Origin of the sequence: Nitrospirillum amazonense (genome assembly GCF_007828045.1) — a bacterium.
Taxonomy (GTDB): Bacteria; Pseudomonadota; Alphaproteobacteria; order Azospirillales; family Azospirillaceae; genus Nitrospirillum; species Nitrospirillum amazonense_C.
Genome location: NZ_VITN01000008.1, coordinates 59,672 through 76,295 on the forward strand (window position 1 = coordinate 59,672; position 16,624 = coordinate 76,295).

Annotated in this window: 6 protein-coding genes; 3 read left to right on the forward strand and 3 right to left on the reverse strand. The window is 69.5% G+C overall.

Annotated elements, in window-relative coordinates:
* Nucleotides 1-210 precede the first annotated feature (210 nt).
* Nucleotides 211-8,745 (forward strand): tetratricopeptide repeat protein, encoded by an 8,535-nt coding sequence (locus tag FBZ89_RS14400; protein ID WP_145750673.1) that lies wholly within the window; start codon nucleotides 211-213, stop codon nucleotides 8,743-8,745.
* Between the two features lie 7 nt (nucleotides 8,746-8,752).
* Here FBZ89_RS14400 and FBZ89_RS14405 read toward each other — a convergent pair whose 3' ends face one another.
* From FBZ89_RS14405 to FBZ89_RS14415, 3 genes are all read right to left on the reverse strand, one after another.
* Complete coding sequence (locus FBZ89_RS14405) at nucleotides 8,753-9,895, reverse strand: metallophosphoesterase family protein (RefSeq protein WP_145750674.1); 1,143 nt, start codon at nucleotides 9,893-9,895, stop codon at nucleotides 8,753-8,755.
* 65 nt (nucleotides 9,896-9,960) lie between these two features.
* A complete protein-coding gene (locus FBZ89_RS14410) occupies nucleotides 9,961-12,261 on the reverse strand; it encodes a TonB-dependent receptor (RefSeq protein WP_186457365.1) in 2,301 nt (766 codons plus the stop codon).
* Nucleotides 12,262-12,641: 380 nt separating this feature from the next.
* Nucleotides 12,642-13,838, reverse strand: a complete 1,197-nt coding sequence (locus FBZ89_RS14415) for a glycosyltransferase family protein (RefSeq protein WP_145750676.1) — start codon at nucleotides 13,836-13,838, stop codon at nucleotides 12,642-12,644.
* 173 nt (nucleotides 13,839-14,011) lie between these two features.
* Between FBZ89_RS14415 and FBZ89_RS30890 the strand changes: the two genes are divergently transcribed.
* Together FBZ89_RS30890 and FBZ89_RS14420 are read left to right on the forward strand one after the other, a co-directional pair.
* The gene (locus FBZ89_RS30890; protein WP_186457366.1) at nucleotides 14,012-14,152 is read left to right on the forward strand and encodes a hypothetical protein; all 141 of its coding nucleotides are present in this window, start codon (nucleotides 14,012-14,014) and stop codon (nucleotides 14,150-14,152) included.
* Nucleotides 14,153-14,337: 185 nt separating this feature from the next.
* Nucleotides 14,338-16,608: a TonB-dependent receptor gene (locus FBZ89_RS14420; protein ID WP_145750677.1), complete on the forward strand. Its 2,271-nt coding sequence runs from the start codon at nucleotides 14,338-14,340 to the stop codon at nucleotides 16,606-16,608.
* Nucleotides 16,609-16,624: the final 16 nt, after the last annotated feature.

A 16,624-nucleotide genomic window follows, 5' to 3' on the forward strand; every position in this document is an offset into this window, starting at 1 on the left:
TGAAAGATCGCGGAGATCGCCCGGAGAGGACGGTCGCCGGATGGTCAGGGGGAGTATAGCGCCAACATCCCGGCAAGTATCAACAATCTGTGTGGTTTATGTAATCACCCCACAACTGCTATCCTAACGGGGTGGTTACACGGGGTGGGCTGTTCCGTTGGCGGCGGAACGGTGGTTAAAACTCCGAACAATGTTCCTGACAGGTGATGAATGGTCCATGGCGGCGCCGGCACGGGGGCGAAGGGCGACCGGCAGGCCGGCGGGCAGGTCGCCGGCTTGCTGGCCCAGGCCATGGACCGGCACCGCGCGGGCGACCTGGCGGGGGCGGAGACGCTGTACCGCCGTATCCTGGCGCTGGATCCGGCGCAGGCCGACGCGCTGAACCTCTGCGGCGTGACCTGCCATCAGCAGGGACGCTCGGTCGAGGGGCGCGCCTTGCTGGAACGGGCGCTGGCCGCGCGGCCGGACGACCAAGGCGCGCTGGAAAACCTGGGCCTGCTGCTGGTGCAACAGGGGGACACGGCGGCGGCGGTGCCCCTGCTGCGGCATACCCTGCGCCTGCATCCCCGCAGCGTTTCCGCCTGGATGTCCCTGGGCTTGGCCTATGCCGAGCTGAAGGATCTTTCGGCGGCCATGGCCGCCTATCACAGCCTGCTGGATATCGCGCCCCACCATGTGCCCGCCCTGCTGAACCTGGGTGACCTGATGCGCCAGCGCTACGATGGCGAGGGCGCGGAAATCATGGCCCGGCGCCTGCTGGCGCTGGAACCGGCCAATCCCGCCGGGCACATGGCCTTGGCCAACGCGCTTCAGGTCGTGGGCGATCTGCCGGCGGCGGAGGCCGCCTTCACCCGCGCGCTGGACTTCGACCCCCAGAATCCGGCGCCGCGCTACAACCGCTCCTACGTGCGGCTGGCCATGGGCCGGCTGCCGGACGGCTGGGCCGATTACACCATTCGTTTCGCTACCGGAAACATCCAGCCTTGGCGCTACCCTGATCGCCCTCAGTGGGCGGGTGACCCGTTGAACGGGCGGCGCCTCATGCTGTGGCGGGAACAGGGGCTGGGCGATGAGTTCATGTTCTCCCCCCTCTATGTCCCGGCCCTCCGCGCGGCGCTGGGCGGGACTGCCGGCGGTGGTGTCGTCATCCTGACGGAACCCCGGCTGATCGGCCTGATGTCCCGCTACCTGCGGCGCGAGTTGGCGGATCTGGCCGACCGGGTGGAAGTTCGGCCCGAACCGCTGGGCGGCGACGATTTCGATGTGCATCTGCCCGCCGGCAGCCTGCCCGCCCTGTTCGGCGCCCGCCTGCGCGACTATGCCGGGCGGGACGGTGGCTGGCTGGCGGCTGATCCTCCGGCGGTGGCGCACTGGCGCCAGCGCCTGGCCGATCTGGGACCGGGGCTGAAAATCGGCATGTGCTGGACCTCCGGCATCAAGGCGCCGCACCGCGACCCCAATTACCTGGGGCTGACGCGGTGGGCGCCGCTGCTGTCCCTGCCCGGCATCACCTGGGTCGATCTGCAATACAGCGACGTCACGGCGGAGCGGCAGGCCGCGGCGGCGGAGGGGCTTCGCCTGCCGCACCGCTTCACCGATCTGGACCAGCGCAACGATATCGAGGGCGTCGCCGCCCTGATCTCCGCCCTGGACATGGTCATCACCGCCCCCACCTCGGTGGGCGAGATGGCCGGGGCCCTGGGCGTGCCCATCTGGCGCATGGAATTGCCGGGCGACTGGTCCATGCTCGGCACCCGGGTGCGCCCCTGGTACCCGGCCATGCGCATCTTCCCGGCGGCGACCGTGGCCGATGCCCTGGACCAGGTGCGGACGGCCCTGCTTACGCTCACTGATTTCGGCATCGAAACGAATGATCTTGAGGCGGCACCCCGGGCGGCTTCCCGGCCCCCCAACTTGCCGACCTTGGCCCAAGCCTACGATCTGCTGACGGCCGGCCGGACGACAGAGGCGGTGGCCGCCCTGGACGCGCTGATCGCGTGGGGCGAATTGGCGCCGGCCGCCCGGGGCCAGGCGCTACACCTTCTGGGCTTGGCACGCTTCCAGGGGGGCGATGCGGCCGGGGCGGTGCCCGCCATCGTCCAGGCGCTGGCGTTGCTGCCGCCGGAGCAATCGGCCATGCCGGCCAACAACCTGGGCAACGTCCTGCGCCAGCTGGGCCGCCTGGCCGAGGCGGAGGCCGCCTACCGGCGGGCGCTGGCGCAGGACCCGGCCCTGGCGGCGGCGGCGTCCAACCTGGGGGCGCTGCTGCGCGACCGGGGCGACCTGGCGGGGGCGGAGGCCGTTTTGCTTCACGCCTTGAGACTGGCCCCCGACCGGGCGGAAACGCTGGTCAACCTGGCGGGCACGATGACGGCCCTGGGGGCCCCGTGGCAGGCGGAATCCCTGGCGCGCCGGGCGGTGGCCCTGGCGCCGGGAATGGCGCATGCGCATGGCAACCTGGGTACTGCCCTGGTGGCCCAGGGCTGTCTGGGAGAGGGCGCGCGCCACCTGGCCGAGGCCGGGGCGCTGGACGCCGGTCAGCCGCTGATCCAGTTCAATCTGGGCCTGGCCCGCCTGGCGCAAGGGGACCTGGTGGCGGGTTGGCAGGGCTATGCCCGCCGCGACCTGGGCGGGGCGGCGGCGGTTCCGCTACCGGCGCCGCCGTGGCGGGGGCGGGATTTGGCGGGACGCACCCTGCTGGTGCGGCGAGAACAGGGCCTGGGGGATGAGCTGCTGTTCGCCAGCCTCTACCCCGACCTGGCGGGACAGGTGGGCCGACTGGTCATCGACTGCGACCCGCGCCTGGCCGCGCTGTTCGCCCGCGCTTTTCCCGGGGCCGTCATCGCGCCGGCGGGCCGGACGCTCGATGGTGGCGACGCCCCGGTGCCCGACGCCGCCCTGTCGGCGGGCGACCTGCCGGCCCTGCTGCGGCCGGATCTGGCCGGTTTCATCGGGGGGCCGGCGGCCTATCTGACCGCCGACCCGGGGTTGGCGGCGCTGTGGACCGGCCGCCTGGCGGCGCTGGGCCCGGGGCTCAAGGTGGGTGTGTGCTGGCGCAGCGGCTTGCGGACGGAGGAACGCGGCCGGTTGCTGTACCCGCAGCTGGATGAGTGGGACCCGCTGCTGCGGCTGCCGCATGTGCACTTTGTCAGCCTGCAGTATGACGGCGCGGCGGCGGAGCCCGAGTTGATGGCGGCAGAGGCGCGCCTGGGCATCCGCGTCCACCGTTGGCCCGACCTGGATTTACGCGATGACCTGGACGGCGTCGCGGCCTTGATCAGCGGCCTGGATCTGGTGGTGACGGCCGGCACCGCCGTGTCGGAACTGGCCGGCGCCCTGGGCGTGCCGTGCTGGCGGCTGGGCGCCACCTTCGAATGGACCCGGCTGGGCAGCGGGGCGCGGCCCTGGTTCCCCGCGCAACAACCCTTCTTCCCGCCCGAGGGCGAGGTCATCGGCATGGTGCTGCCGCACCTCGCCTGGCGGCTGGCCGACTTGGCCCGGACCACCATTGCCGATGGCTTCGCGTCTTCGCCCCCGGCACCGTCACCCGACACGCTGTATACCGACGGTCTGGCGGCGCGCGACGCGGGCCGGGTGGACCTGGCCGTGGAGAGGCTGGGCCAGGCGGCGGACGCCGGCCATGCCGGCGCCCTTACGGCGCTGGCCGGCCTGCTGCGACGGGAGGAGCGCTGGGCGGCGGCGGCTGACCGATACCGCCAGCTGCTGCGCCTGCGCGCCGACAATGCCGAGGCGTTGTCCGGCCTGGGCCTCGCCCTTCAGGGCTTGGGCCAGGGGGCGGACGCCCTGCGCTGTCACGACCGGGCGGTACAGCTGGCGCCGGACCGGGCGGCCCTGCATGCCAATCGCGGCCTGACGCTGACCGCGCTGGGCGATGATGCCGGGGCCGCCGATTCCCAGCGGCGGGCGACGGAGGTCGAGCCCGGCTGGATCGGCGGTTGGGTCAACCTGGGCGTCGCCCTGACCCGGCTGAACCAGGCCGACGCCGCGCTGGAGGCCTTCGACCGGGCGCTGGCGATTGAGCCTGGATCGGCGGCGGCCTTGATGGGCTTGGCCAACCTGTGCCAGTTGCTGGGCAACCCCGGGGCCGCTGTCGTCCATCTGCGCGCCGTGCTGGCGTCGCGGCCCGATGACGCCGACACCCACCTCAACCTGGGCCGAGCCCTGTTCGACTTGCGGCTGGTGGAGGAGGCGCGCGCGCATTACCGCCGCGCGTTGGCGCTGCGTCCCGGCTGGGCCAAGGCCCGGTTGAACCTGTCCATGCTGGCGCTGGAGCTGGGTGATCTGGAGACTGGCTGGCGGGACCACCCCGCCCGCTTCGCCGTGCCCGATAGCACGGCCCGGCGTGACCTGGTGCTGCCGGCCTGGACCGGTGGCGACGTGCGGGACCGCGCCCTGCTGGTATGGGGCGAACAGGGCCTGGGCGATGAAATCCTGTTCGCCAGCTGCCTGCCCGGCCTGCTGCGCTGGCTGGGCGCGCGCGGTTGCCGCCGCCTGGTGGTGGAGGTGGACGCCCGGCTGGTCGGCCTGCTGTCTCGGGCGCTGGAGCCGCAGGCGCCGGCGGGCCTGGAGCTGGTGGTGCGCGGCCGTTCCGACGCGCCACGCGACGCCGACATGCATGTGCCCCTGGGCGGCCTGCCGGCCCTGTTGCGCCGCGCGCTTGGGGACTTCCCGGCGGATCCGCCGCCCTGGCTGCGTCCCGATCCGCAGCGGGCGGCGTTTTGGCGCGGCCGTCTGGCCGCCTTGGGGCCGGGCCTCAAGATCGGCCTGTGCTGGCGCAGCGGCCTGCGCAGCCTGGGGCGGCACAACCTGTACCTGACCCTCATGCAGATGGCGCCGCTGCTGACCGTGCCGGATGTCCATTTCGTGGTGCTGCAGTACGACGCCCATGCCGGCGATGCGGCGGCGGAGATGGCGGAGGTCGCCGCCGCCACCGGCGTGCCCCTGCACCTGTGGGATGACCTGGACCTGCGGAACGATCAGGACGGGGTGGCGGCGCTGATGGCGGGGCTGGACCTGGTGGTGTCGGCCGCCACGGCGGTGGGTGAGCTGTCGGCGGCCTTGGGCGTGCCCACCTGGCGTTTCCAGCACATGCCCGCCTGGGCGTCCCTGGGCACCGGGGCGCGGCCGTGGTTTCCGGCGCAGCGCCAGTGGTTTTCCGGCTGGGGCCCGCCGGAGGTGGTGGTGCCGGCCATGCGCGCGGCGCTGTTGCGCCTGAGGGCGGAGGCGGCGCCCGCCCCCCCGACGGACATGGCGGCCACGGTGGAGGCCGGCATGGCCGCCCATCGCGCCGGCGATTTGGCGGGGGCGGAGGCAGCCTATCGGGCGGTACTGGCGCGCGCACCCGGCGATGTCGATGCCCTGCATCTGCTGGGCGTGGTGATGGTGCAGGACGGCCGGGTGGATGAGGGCGCCGGCCTGCTGCGCCGCGCCGTGGCCGCGGACCCCACCTTCGCCCAGGCGCATAACAGCCTGGGCGGCGCCCTGCGGGCCGCCGGCGATTTGCCCGGCGCCCTGGCCGCCTTCAGCCGCGCCACGGAGCTGGTGCCGGATTATGCCGAGGCCTGGGGCAACCGGGCCGGTGTCCAGGCCGAGAGGGGCGCCTGGGACGCGGCGCTGGCGGCGGCGGATCGCGCCGTGGCGCTGCGTCCCGGTTACGCCAAGGCCCTGGTGGAGCGGGCCCGCGCCCTGGCCGGCCTGCGGCGCACGGCGGAGGGCCTGGCCGCCGCGCGCGCCGCCGTGGCGGCGGAGGAGACGCCATACACCCTGACCAATCTGGGCCTGGCCCTGGGGACGGAGGAAATGTGGGGCCTGGCGCGGGCGTGCCATGAACGGGCACTGGCCCTGGACCCCACCTATGTCGAGGCCGCCAACAACCTGGCCCTGACCTGGCTGGGTGAACGCGGCCCCACGCGGGACGCCATTCGCCAGACCCAGGGCCGGGCCCGGGCGGGCTTCCAGCGGGCCCTGGCGCTGCGGCCGGATTTCCCGTCCGCGCGCTACAACCTGGCCATCCTGGACCTGGCCGAGGGGCGGCTGGCGGCCGGCTGGCCCGGCTACCAGGCCCGCTTCGACGCCGGCCAGGCCCTGCCCGATCGTCGCTTCCCCCAGGCCCGCTGGCAGGGGGAGGCGCTGGGCCGCCGCCGCCTGCTGGTATGGCGGGAACAGGGCCTGGGCGACGAGCTGCTGTTCGCCAGCCTGTACCGCGACCTGATCGCCGCCCATCCCGAGGCCCGCTTCGTCCTGGAATGCGATGCCCGGCTGGCCGGCTACTTCACCCGCGCCTTCGTGGCGCGGGGGGACGATCGGGTGATGGTGGCGCCGGACTTCATCACCGCCGCTGCCGCCGGCGCCGACCTGCATATCCCCGCTGGCGACCTGCCCCAACTGCTGCGGGATGGCCTGGGTGCCTTCACGGGGCGGGCCTACCTGGGGCCCGATCCGGCGCGCCTGGCCGTCTGGCGGGCACGGGTGGACGCGCTGGGGCCGGGCCTGCGTGTGGGCCTGTGCTGGCAGAGCATGGTGCGCGACCTGGACCGCGACAGCGCCTACACCCGCCTGGCCGACTGGGCGCCCCTGCTGCGCCTGCCAGGCGTCATCCCGGTGATGCTGCAATATGGCGCGGTCGAGGAGGAGGTGCGCGCGGTGGAGTCCGCCCTGGGCGTCACCCTGCACCGTTGGGCCGACACCGACCTGCGCCAGGATCTGGAGGCGGCGGGCGCCCTGACCGCCTGCCTGGATTTGGTGGTCACCGCCCCCACCTCCGTCGGCGAACTGGCGGGCGCCCTGGGCGTGCCGGTCTGGCGGGTGGGCACGCGCATGGACTGGTCCATGCTGGGCACCGCCGTGCGGCCCTGGTTCGCCGCGATGGCGGTGGTGCCGGCCCCGGCCGACGGTCGCGCCGCCGACGTGGTACCGACGGTGGCGGCCGCCGTGGATCGGCTGAGCCGTGGGATGCCCATGCCCCCGCAACCGTCCCCTTCCGATGTGGACGGCCTGCTGGCCGACGCCGCCGCGCGCCATCAGGCCGGCGACGCCGCCGGCGCCCTGGCGCCGTATCGCGCCGTGCTGGACCGTCAGCCGGACCAGCCGGTGGCCCTGCATCTCCTGGGCTTGGCCCTGGCGCAGCTGGGCCGGGCGGAGGCGGGACTGCCCTTCCTGCGCCGGGCGGTCGAGGTGGCGCCCGGTTATGCCGCCGCCCAGTCCAATCTGGGCAACGTGCTGCAGACCCTGGGGCGTGCGGCGGAGGCCGAGGGCCATTACCGCCTGGCCCTGGACGCGGAGCCGGACCGGCCGGACGTGCTGACCAACCTGGGCAACGCCCTGCTGGCCCAGGGGCGCGCGGCGGCGGCGGCGGCCTGCCAGGAACGGGCCCTGGAGTTGGCGCCGAACCTAGCGGCGGCCGCGTCCAACCTGGGTACGGCCTTGCTGGCGCTGGACCGACCGGCGGCGGCCATCGACGCCTTCCGCCGGGCGCTGGGCGGTGCCTTGTTGCCGCACGAGGTGCCGGACACCCGGGATCCCGTGGTCATCGACGCCCTCTGCGGCCTGGGCGAGGCCCTGCGCCGCGCTGGCGACATCTTCGCCGGACCGCCCTGGCTGGAGCGGGCGGTGGCCCTGGCGCCCGAGCAGGCGACGGCGTGGAACAACCGGGGCCGCTGCCTGAACGATGCCGGCCGCTATGCCGCCGCCGGCGACAGCTACGCCCGCGCCATCGACCTGGATCCGGCCCTGGCCACGGCGCGCTTCAACCGCGGCCTGGTCGATTTGCAACTGGGCACCCTGGACCGGGGCTGGCAGGGCTATGCCTGGCGCTTCGCGGCCGAGGACAAGGGCGGTGCCCCCCGCTTCGACCGGCCGGCTTGGCGCGGGGAAACCCTGGCCGGGCGCAGCCTGCGGGTTTGGCATGAACAGGGACTGGGGGATGAGCTGCTGTTCGCCAGCCTCTATCCCGCCCTGGCCGCGCGGGCGGCCGACCAAGGGGCCACGGCCGTCCTGGTGGAATGCGATCCGCGCCTGGCCGGTTTGCTGGCGCGCAGCTTCCCCACCCTGCGCTTCCTGCCACGGCCGCGCCGACAGGGGGCGGCCGCGCTGGAGCCGGCGGGCGCCGACCTGGTGGTGGCGGCGGGCGACCTGGCGGCCCTTTTGGCGCCCGCCTTGGCGGATTTCGCCCGTGATGGCGCGGCGGCGGGCTATCTGCTGCCCGATCCCGGGCGGGTGACCCACTGGCGGGGCCGATTGGCGGAACTGGCTTCGGGGCCGGCCCTGGTGGTGGGAATCGCCTGGCGTTCCGGCCAGCTCAGCACCGAACGCTCGCGCGCCTATTCCACGCTGGCCCAGTGGCGGCCCCTCCTGTCCCTGCCGGGGGTGGTGGCGGTCAGCCTGCACTATCAGCCGGCGGTGGAGGAGATCGCGGCGCTGAAGCGCGACCACGGCCTGACGGTCCACCGCTTCGCCGACGCCGACCTGCGCGACGACCTGGAAACGGCGGCGGCCCTGACGGCCGCCTGCGACCTGGTCATCAGCGCCGCCACGGCGGTGGGGGAGATGGCCGGGGCGGTGGGCACCCCCTGCTGGCGCTTCGCCTCGCGCGACTGGACGACCCTGGGCACCCCGGTGCGGCCGTGGTTTCCGTCGCACCGCCTGTTCGCGCTGGAGAAATACCAGCTGGAACCCGCGTTGGCGCTGGGGGCCATGGCCATGCAGCTCCGGGGGTTGGTGGGATAAGCCCGGGTCAGCGCCCGGCGGGAATGTCCCATTCCTGCAGGGTGCGGCTGGGGGCGTCGCCGTCGTCGAAACCGTGGATGGCGACGTGGGTGCGGCCGCTGCGGTAGGCCCAGACCTCGGCCCAGGCGTACAGGCGGTCCATCTCTCCCGTACCGCCAGCCTTGACCGCCGCCAGGGGCGACCCGCCGGACCCGATGATCACCTGCCAAGCTTGTCCACCCTGGGCCTTGGTCGGCTGCCAGGCGTGGAAGATGTGCTCATGCCCGCAGAAATAGGTGGCGTGGTGGCGTTCCACGATCTCCCAGAAGGTGTCGCGCAGGACCTCGCCGCCCGTCTCCAGGCCGGTTTCCTTCTCGGCCTTGCCCACCTTGTCCTTCGGGACGGGGAAGTCGTAATTGTAGGCCATCTTGTGGCCGAAGATGTAGACATGGGTGGCGCCGCGCGCCTCGGCCGCTGTCAGGTCGGCCTCCAGCCAGGCGACGGGTGCTGTGCCGTCGGCACCGCTGGGGTCGGTGTTGATGACGGCGATGTGCACCGGGCCGGTGTCGAAGCTGTAGGTCAGCTGGCGCTGGTCGCTGGTGATGCGGTCGGTGCCGTTGGCCGGCGTGTTGTCCACCGACCAATGGGTGGCGGGCATGCCTGTCAGCCGCTGCCACAGCGGGGCGTCCAGCACCAGGTCGCCCATGTTGGCCCGCCAGGCGTCCTCATTGGCGGTGTTGGCCAGCTTCAGGGTCTTGCCGTTGGGCTGCTTGACCTTGCTTTCCGTTTCATGGTTGCCGGCCACGGGCAGGACGTAGGTGCCCGTCTCCATCAAGGGTGCCATCATGCCGCGCCAATAGGCGTACTCGCGGTCCAGCAGCGGCCGGTCCGGGGTGTAGCCCATGACCATGTCGCCCAGGAAGATGAAGGCCTGGGCGTGGGCCGCCTGCACCTCGCGGCCGATGCGGGCCAGCTGCCGTGTCGCCTGCAGGAACGGGGCGTCGTGCACCGTCAGGCGTGGGTCGTCCGTATCCTGGCGGCTGTCGCCCACCGTGGCGAAATGGAAGACCACCGGGTCGTCGGCGGGCGCCGCCCAGGCGGCTGGGGCGGCGGGCAAGGCGGCGGACAGGCAGGCGCCGGCAAGCGCCAGCAGGGGGGCGGGGCGGATCATGGGGGAATCCTGAAAATGGGAAAGGGGGGCGACCAGGCGGCCGCCCCCGACGGTTGCGCCTAGGCTCAGTATTTGACCTGGATGGTGCCCTGGATCTGGCGCCCGGCCTGGAAGGTGTAGAGGCCGCCGCCATAGGTGGTGATGGCCCGGTCGTTGGCCAGGTTGAAGGCCGCCAGCTTCAGCCGCACCATGCCGAAGTCATACGAGACCGAAGCGTCGGTGGTGGTGTACTCGGGGATCTCCCACGCCTGGCCCGGCGCCAGGAAGGTGCCGTCGGCGGTGGTGGTGGCGGTATTGCCGTTGTAGGCCACCACTTGGCGGCCCACCTGCTTGCGGCTCAGCGTCATCTGCCAGGGGCCCTGGTTGAACAGCACGCCGATGGCGTCGGTCCACTTCGGCACCTTGGTAAGGCCCTGGTGCGCCGTCAGGTCCTTGGCGGCGTTGATGGAACCGTTGACGAAGAAGGTCACGCCGTTGTCGAAGCTGTAGGCCGCCTGGCCTTCCACGCCGCTGTACCGGGCGTTGCCGGCGTTGACGTAGAACTGGCCGGTGGGGTCCGCGACCGACAGGTTGGTGACGTCGATCTTGTAAATATCGGCGTCGACCGTGACGTTGTCGCGGCTCCACACCGCGCCCAGCTGGTAGTTGGTGGTTTCCTGCGGCTTCAGGGCGTTCAGGTCCAGGTTGTTGACGTACAGCGTGGACAGCGACGGGATCAGGAAGCCGGTGGCGTACTGGGCGTAGACCGCCACGTCCGGCGTGATCTTGTAGTTGGCCGTCAGGAACTTCAGCGTCTTGTCATAGACGTTGTCGCCGTGCAGCGGCCCGCGGGTGAAGTTGGTGACGCCGCTGTTCTCCATGGCGGCGTCCACGGTGCGGTCGAAGTTCACGTACTTGACGCCCGGGGTGATGGTCAGCCGCTCGATGGGGCGCAGCTCGAAGTCGGCGAACAGCTGGTACTGGAACCACGAGCTGTCCTCCAGCGTCTTGACGTTGGAGATGTTCTTCACCACCGGGGTCGTCAGGCTGGAATACTTCAGGTCGTCGATACCCTGGGTCAGGTCCTGCAGCAGGTTGTGCCGGTCGGTGCTGGAGGTTTCCACCAGGCCGCCCACCTTCAGCGTGCCGAAGGTCCAGTCCTTGTTGCCGCGCAGGATGTCGCCGAAGACGCGGTAGCGGTTGCCCTTGCTGTAGCCGCCGATGTCGGTCTTGGGCAGGTTCTTGTTGCCGACGGCGGAGGTGTTGGCCGCCCCCACCAGGCCCGTGACGTCGTTCACCGACTCTGTCTGGTTGGAATAGAAATTGGTATAGGCGTCGTTGTCGACGCTATAGCCGTCACCCAGGTCGCCCTTCAGGTTGACATAGTCGAAGTCGCTGGATTTACGCTGCTGATTGTACTTGTAGTAATGCTCGTCCTTGGGGTTGTCGTTCAGCGCGAAATCCTTGCCGTAGGCCACGACCTGGGCCCAGGTTTCGCCCGGGCCGGCGTCGGACTGGTAGAAGTGGGTGCGGTTATGGGTGGCGAACAGCGTCGCCTGCCACTTCTCGCTGATGGGCACCTGGATCTTGATCAGCTGGTTCTGGGCGTCGCCGCCGGAAAAGCTCAGCTCGCCGTCCGACTGCCGTTCATCGAAGTTCAGCAGGATCTTGGTGCCGCCCAGCTCATCCAGCTTGCCGGTCTGGATGGTGGAGACGAAGTTCTGGGTGTTGAACGAACCGAAGGTGATCTTCTGCGACAGGCCGAACGTGTCGTCCACGGTGGGCGAGAAATAGTGGATGGCGCCGCCGAAGTTGGCCTGGCCCAGGTCGCCCGCCGCGCCCGGTCCGCGGTCCACGACGGCCGACCCGATGGTGGACGCCGGGAAGTACGAGGCGGGGTGGTGCGTCGGATCGTTGGTGTCGCCGAAGGCCATGCCGTCGTAGGTGATGTTGAACTGCCCGTCGGCGAAGCCGCGCAGGGTGACCTTGTTGGTCTCCCCAACGCCGCCGCCGTTGGAGGCGATGCCGCCGATGCTGGGGGCGATCAGGACGGTGGTGGTGAAGTCGCCGGTCTCGGGCGTCGCCTGCTCGATGTAACGGCGGCTGATGATGGACTTGGGCTGGCTCTGGTCCAGCGACGCCTTCACGGGCGCCTCGGCGGCGGCGCGGTTGCGCTCCGCCTCGATCAGGATGGTGTCCACGTCCACACCTTCCGAGCCGGTGCCGGCGGTGGAGCGGCTGGCGCCCCCGCTGGTGTCGCCATTGGCGTCGGCGGCGGCATCGGCGGGCGCCGCCCAGGCACCGCCGGCCCAGGCCATGCCCACGGCGCTGCCGGCCAGTAAAGCGGCGCGGAGGAAACGGCGGCTGCTTCTTGTTTTGTTGAACATTTTTCGGCTCCCCATGAAAAACGTGGCGCTTCACTAGGTTTCGCGCCTTGGGGGTGCACGTTAAATTTTGGTTGATTGTTTATTTCCGTATTATTACCGGAGAAGAAATCGTCGCGGGCTTTAGTCGATTAACGATCTCGTTATAAATTAAACATTCTGTTAGTTTTGATGCGATGGGCGCGGGAATCCGGCGGAACCACTTGGTTCCTGTTGATCTGGCTTTGACGCCGATCGTGGTTTGACATGAATTTTGGGAGCGGCATCAGATTTATACTGATAATGATTTTCATGGCGCGCCGGCGCGCCCGCTGCGCCACTATGACGCAGCGGGTCATGGACTCCGCCCCCGGTCGGTGGACCAAGATTGAACGGATCGGGATTTAGCGTGTCAGGATGTTGACGGCCGCGAATAAATCCAGGATGTGGCGGGCGCGGACGTCCCAGGTGTGGTGCGTGGCGGCCTGGCGGAAGCCCGCCCGGGCTACGGCCGCCAAGCCGGCCGGGTCGGCCTGTGCCGCCTCGATGCGGCCGGGCAGGGTTTCCAGGGCGGTCCAGCGATAGAACAACATGTCACGCCCGTCGGTGTAGTGTCGGTCGTAGTAGCGGCTGGTGTCGGACACGACGGCGGCGCCGTTGACCTGCGCCGCGAACACCCGTTCGTGTCCGCCCGCGACGAAGTTGTTGTTGCTGTTCAGCACCATGCGGGTGCGGCGCAGCAGGCGCAACGTCTCCTCGAAACTGCCTTCGCCCCGCCAATCGAAGGCGGGGAAGGGCCGGTCCTCCCATCCTTTGCCGTAAACCACCAGCGGCACCCCGGCGGCGTTCAAGGTCACCAGCAACTGGTGCCGGCGATAGGCTTCCACATAGCGGTAGACCTCGCGTGATTTGCGGATCAACTGTGTTCGGCTGGCGGGGGTCAGGCTGGTGTCGCGGACGGCCATCACCTGGTCGATGGCATCCTCCAGCGACAGCGTGTCCTGGCTCAGCGCCAGGTCGGCGGCGTCATCGAACAGGGTGGTGACGAAGTTGCGCTCGGCGCTGTGCCATTCCCGCCGGGGTGTGCCCCGGTAGGTGCCGGTGAACAGCAGGGGGATGTCGCGCCGCGCCGCCCAGTCCTGGAACAGCGTTTCCTCGTCCGGCATGGCTGGCGGAATGCTGGTGTTGGCGCCCGGCGGCATCAGCGACAGCGCGGCGAAATGTTCGGGGGGAAAGCTGTCGCGCACCAGCTTGACATGGCTTTCGTCGAGGAAGCTGACGATGAGCCGCCGGTCCATCTTGATTTCCAGCCGGGGCCACAGATGCACCGGATGGTCGACATGCAGGGTGATGAACAGGCTGTCGACGGCATCGTACAGCGTCTGGTCGCCGACGCGCATATCCACCCCCATGCCGTTCAGGGAGTAGAAAAACTGCACCGGCTGGCTGAGTGCGGCGTTCAGCCGCGCCATTCCGTCCGGGAGCAACAGGTCGACCACGATGGCCTCGTGTCCCATGGCCGCAAGGGCCGCCGCCAGCTGGTCGATATGCAGCCGAAGCGAGCCGTACTGCGACTGGCCCTTGAACAGAACGATACGCATGACCTCTCTCCTGGCGCGCCGGCCCTTGGCGCCTAAGGTGCCCCAGCCGGGCTGGTGACGCCAGCGTCGGACACCGGTGCCCAGACGGTCATGAATCGTTAACCAATATGTCGCCGTCTTTTCAAGCGGATGGCGTAACGGACGCTCTCCCAACCCTCGCTGGATGATCGTCCATGATCTTGGTGAGCCGCCGCCGGGCCCTATCGCCGTTGCTGCTGGGCGCCGCCGCCCCGCCGGCGATGGACGCGCACGCTCAGTCGCTGGCAGGCACCGGCCACGACCACCCCGGGGTGAAGCGCCCGCAGCCCGTGTGACGGAAGGCCGTATACCGAAATGTCACACCGTTGCCAGTAAACGGATCGGTAATCGCACTGTCTTAAAATATTCACATCGCGTTGCTATGCAGCATGCGCTTTCAAGCCGGACATAAAGGTGACCATATCACTTCTGTGTATTACCGGATGGGGAAGATTTTAAATAAATCGAAGGGGGAAATTCGATGCTGAAGAATCGGTTGTTGGCGGGTGTGTCTCTGCTCATCCTCGGTATTTCGAGCGCCACGTTCGCGCAGACGGCGCCGGACGCCGCGGCGGATGCCGATGCGATGCAGGAAATCGTCGTGTTCGGCCGGGGCGAAACCCGCCAGGTGCAGGCCATCACGCCCATGGACATGCAGATCGCCGTTCCGGGCGCCAGCCCCATCAAGGTGATCTCCAAGCTGCCGGGCGTGAACTACCAGGCCGCCGACCCGTACGGCGCCTACGAATGGGCGGTGCGCATCTCCGTGCGCGGCTTCAACCAGAACCAGCTGGGCTTCACGCTCGATGACATCCCGCTGGGTGACATGAGCTACGCCAACGACAACGGCCTGCACATCAGCCGCGCCATTTCGTCCGAGAACCTGGGCGTTACCCAGATGGCCCAGGGTACCGGCGCCCTGGACACCGCCTCCACCTCCAACCTGGGCGGCACGCTGAAGTTCAAGTCGGCCGATCCGGAGACCACCGCCGGTGGCCTGGCCGCCGTCAGCTACGGCAGCAACGCCACGGTGCGCGCCTTCGGCCGCATTGAAACGGGTGAGATCGACGGCGGCGGCCGCGGCTACCTCAGCTACGACTACCAGCACGGCAACAAGTGGAAGGGCCAGGGCGAGCAGTGGCAGCAGCAGGCCAACGGCAAGTTCGTCCAGCCGGTGGGCGAGGGCACGCTGACCACCATGGTCAACTACTCCGACCGGCATGAGAACGACTACCAGGACCTGTCCTTGGCCCTGATCGGCAAGTTCGGCTACAAGCTGGACAACATCTCGGACAACTACACGCTGGCCAAGGCCATCGCGACCGCCTACCAGGCGGGCAAGCCCATTCCGGCGCCCTACTCCACGCCCGATGACGTCTACTTCGACGGCGCCGGCAACCGTGAAGACATCATCGGCTCGACCCAGCTGGAATACCCCATCAACGACCGCCTGTCGCTGAAGGCCATGGTCTACGGCCACCATGACAAGGGCATGGGCACCTGGGATACGCCCTACCTGGCGACCCCCGCCGCCTTCGGCGGCTCCCCCATCTCCATGCGCACCACCGAATACACGGTGTCGCGCATCGGCACGGTGGACAGCCTGACCTACACCCTGGCCGACCACACCATCGAAGGCGGCCTGTGGTTTGAGAACAACGACTTCGACCAGGCCCGCCGCTTCTACGGCCTGGGCATCAACAGCCCCGGCCGCACGGCGGATGAGTTCCAGGAGAACCCCTTCGCCACCCAGTGGCAGTACACCTTCAACACCAAGACCTACGTGTTCCACCTGCAGGACACCTGGCAGGCCCTGGACAAGCTGAAGATCAACTACGGCTTCAAGTCGATGAAGGTGGAGAACGAGAGCCAGACGCAGCGCTACACCTCGGCCAGCGACATCATCAACGGCTCCATCGACACGTCCAAGGGCTTCCTGCCGCAGGTGGGCTTCAACTACCAGCTGTCGGACGAGGCCGAGCTGTTCGGCGACTACGCCAAGAACGCCCGCGCCTTCGTCAGCTCGCACACCGACGGTCCGTTCTCGACCACGCAGTCCGGCTTCAACGCCATCAAGGACAAGCTGAAGCCCGAAACCTCCGACGCCTTCGAAGTGGGCACGCGCGCCCACGTCGATACGTTCGAGGCGGTGGCCGCGGCCTACTACGTCAGCTTCCACGACCGCCTGCTGGCCACCACCGTGGGCTCGGGCATCCAGGGCAACCCGTCGGCCCTGTCCAACGTGGGCGGCGTCACCTCCAAGGGTATCGAGCTGGCCGGCACCTGGAAGTTCGTGAAGAACTGGTCGCTGTACGGTTCCTATTCGTACAACAAGTCCACCTACGACGATGATACCCTGAACGGCGACGGCACCCTGTACGCCGCCACCAAGGGCAAGATCACGGTGGACAGCCCGCAGAACATGGTGAAGGCCGAACTGTCGTTCGACAACGGCATGCTGTTCGGCGCCATCTCGGGCAACTATATGAGCGAGCGCTATTACACCTACATCGACGATGGCAAGGTCCCGGGCTACATGACCGTGGACCTCAGCTTCGGCTACCGCTTCCAGGGTGGCGGCTGGCAGCGTGACCTGGAAATCCAGGGCAACGTCACCAACCTGTTCGACCGCCACTACGTCTCGTCGATCGGCACCAACGGTTACACCGTCAGCGACCCGACGGGCTCCTTCCAGACGCTGCAGGCCGGCGCCCCGGCCGCCGTGTTCGTCTCCGTGCGCAAGAAGTTCTAAGATCGCGTAATTTGCA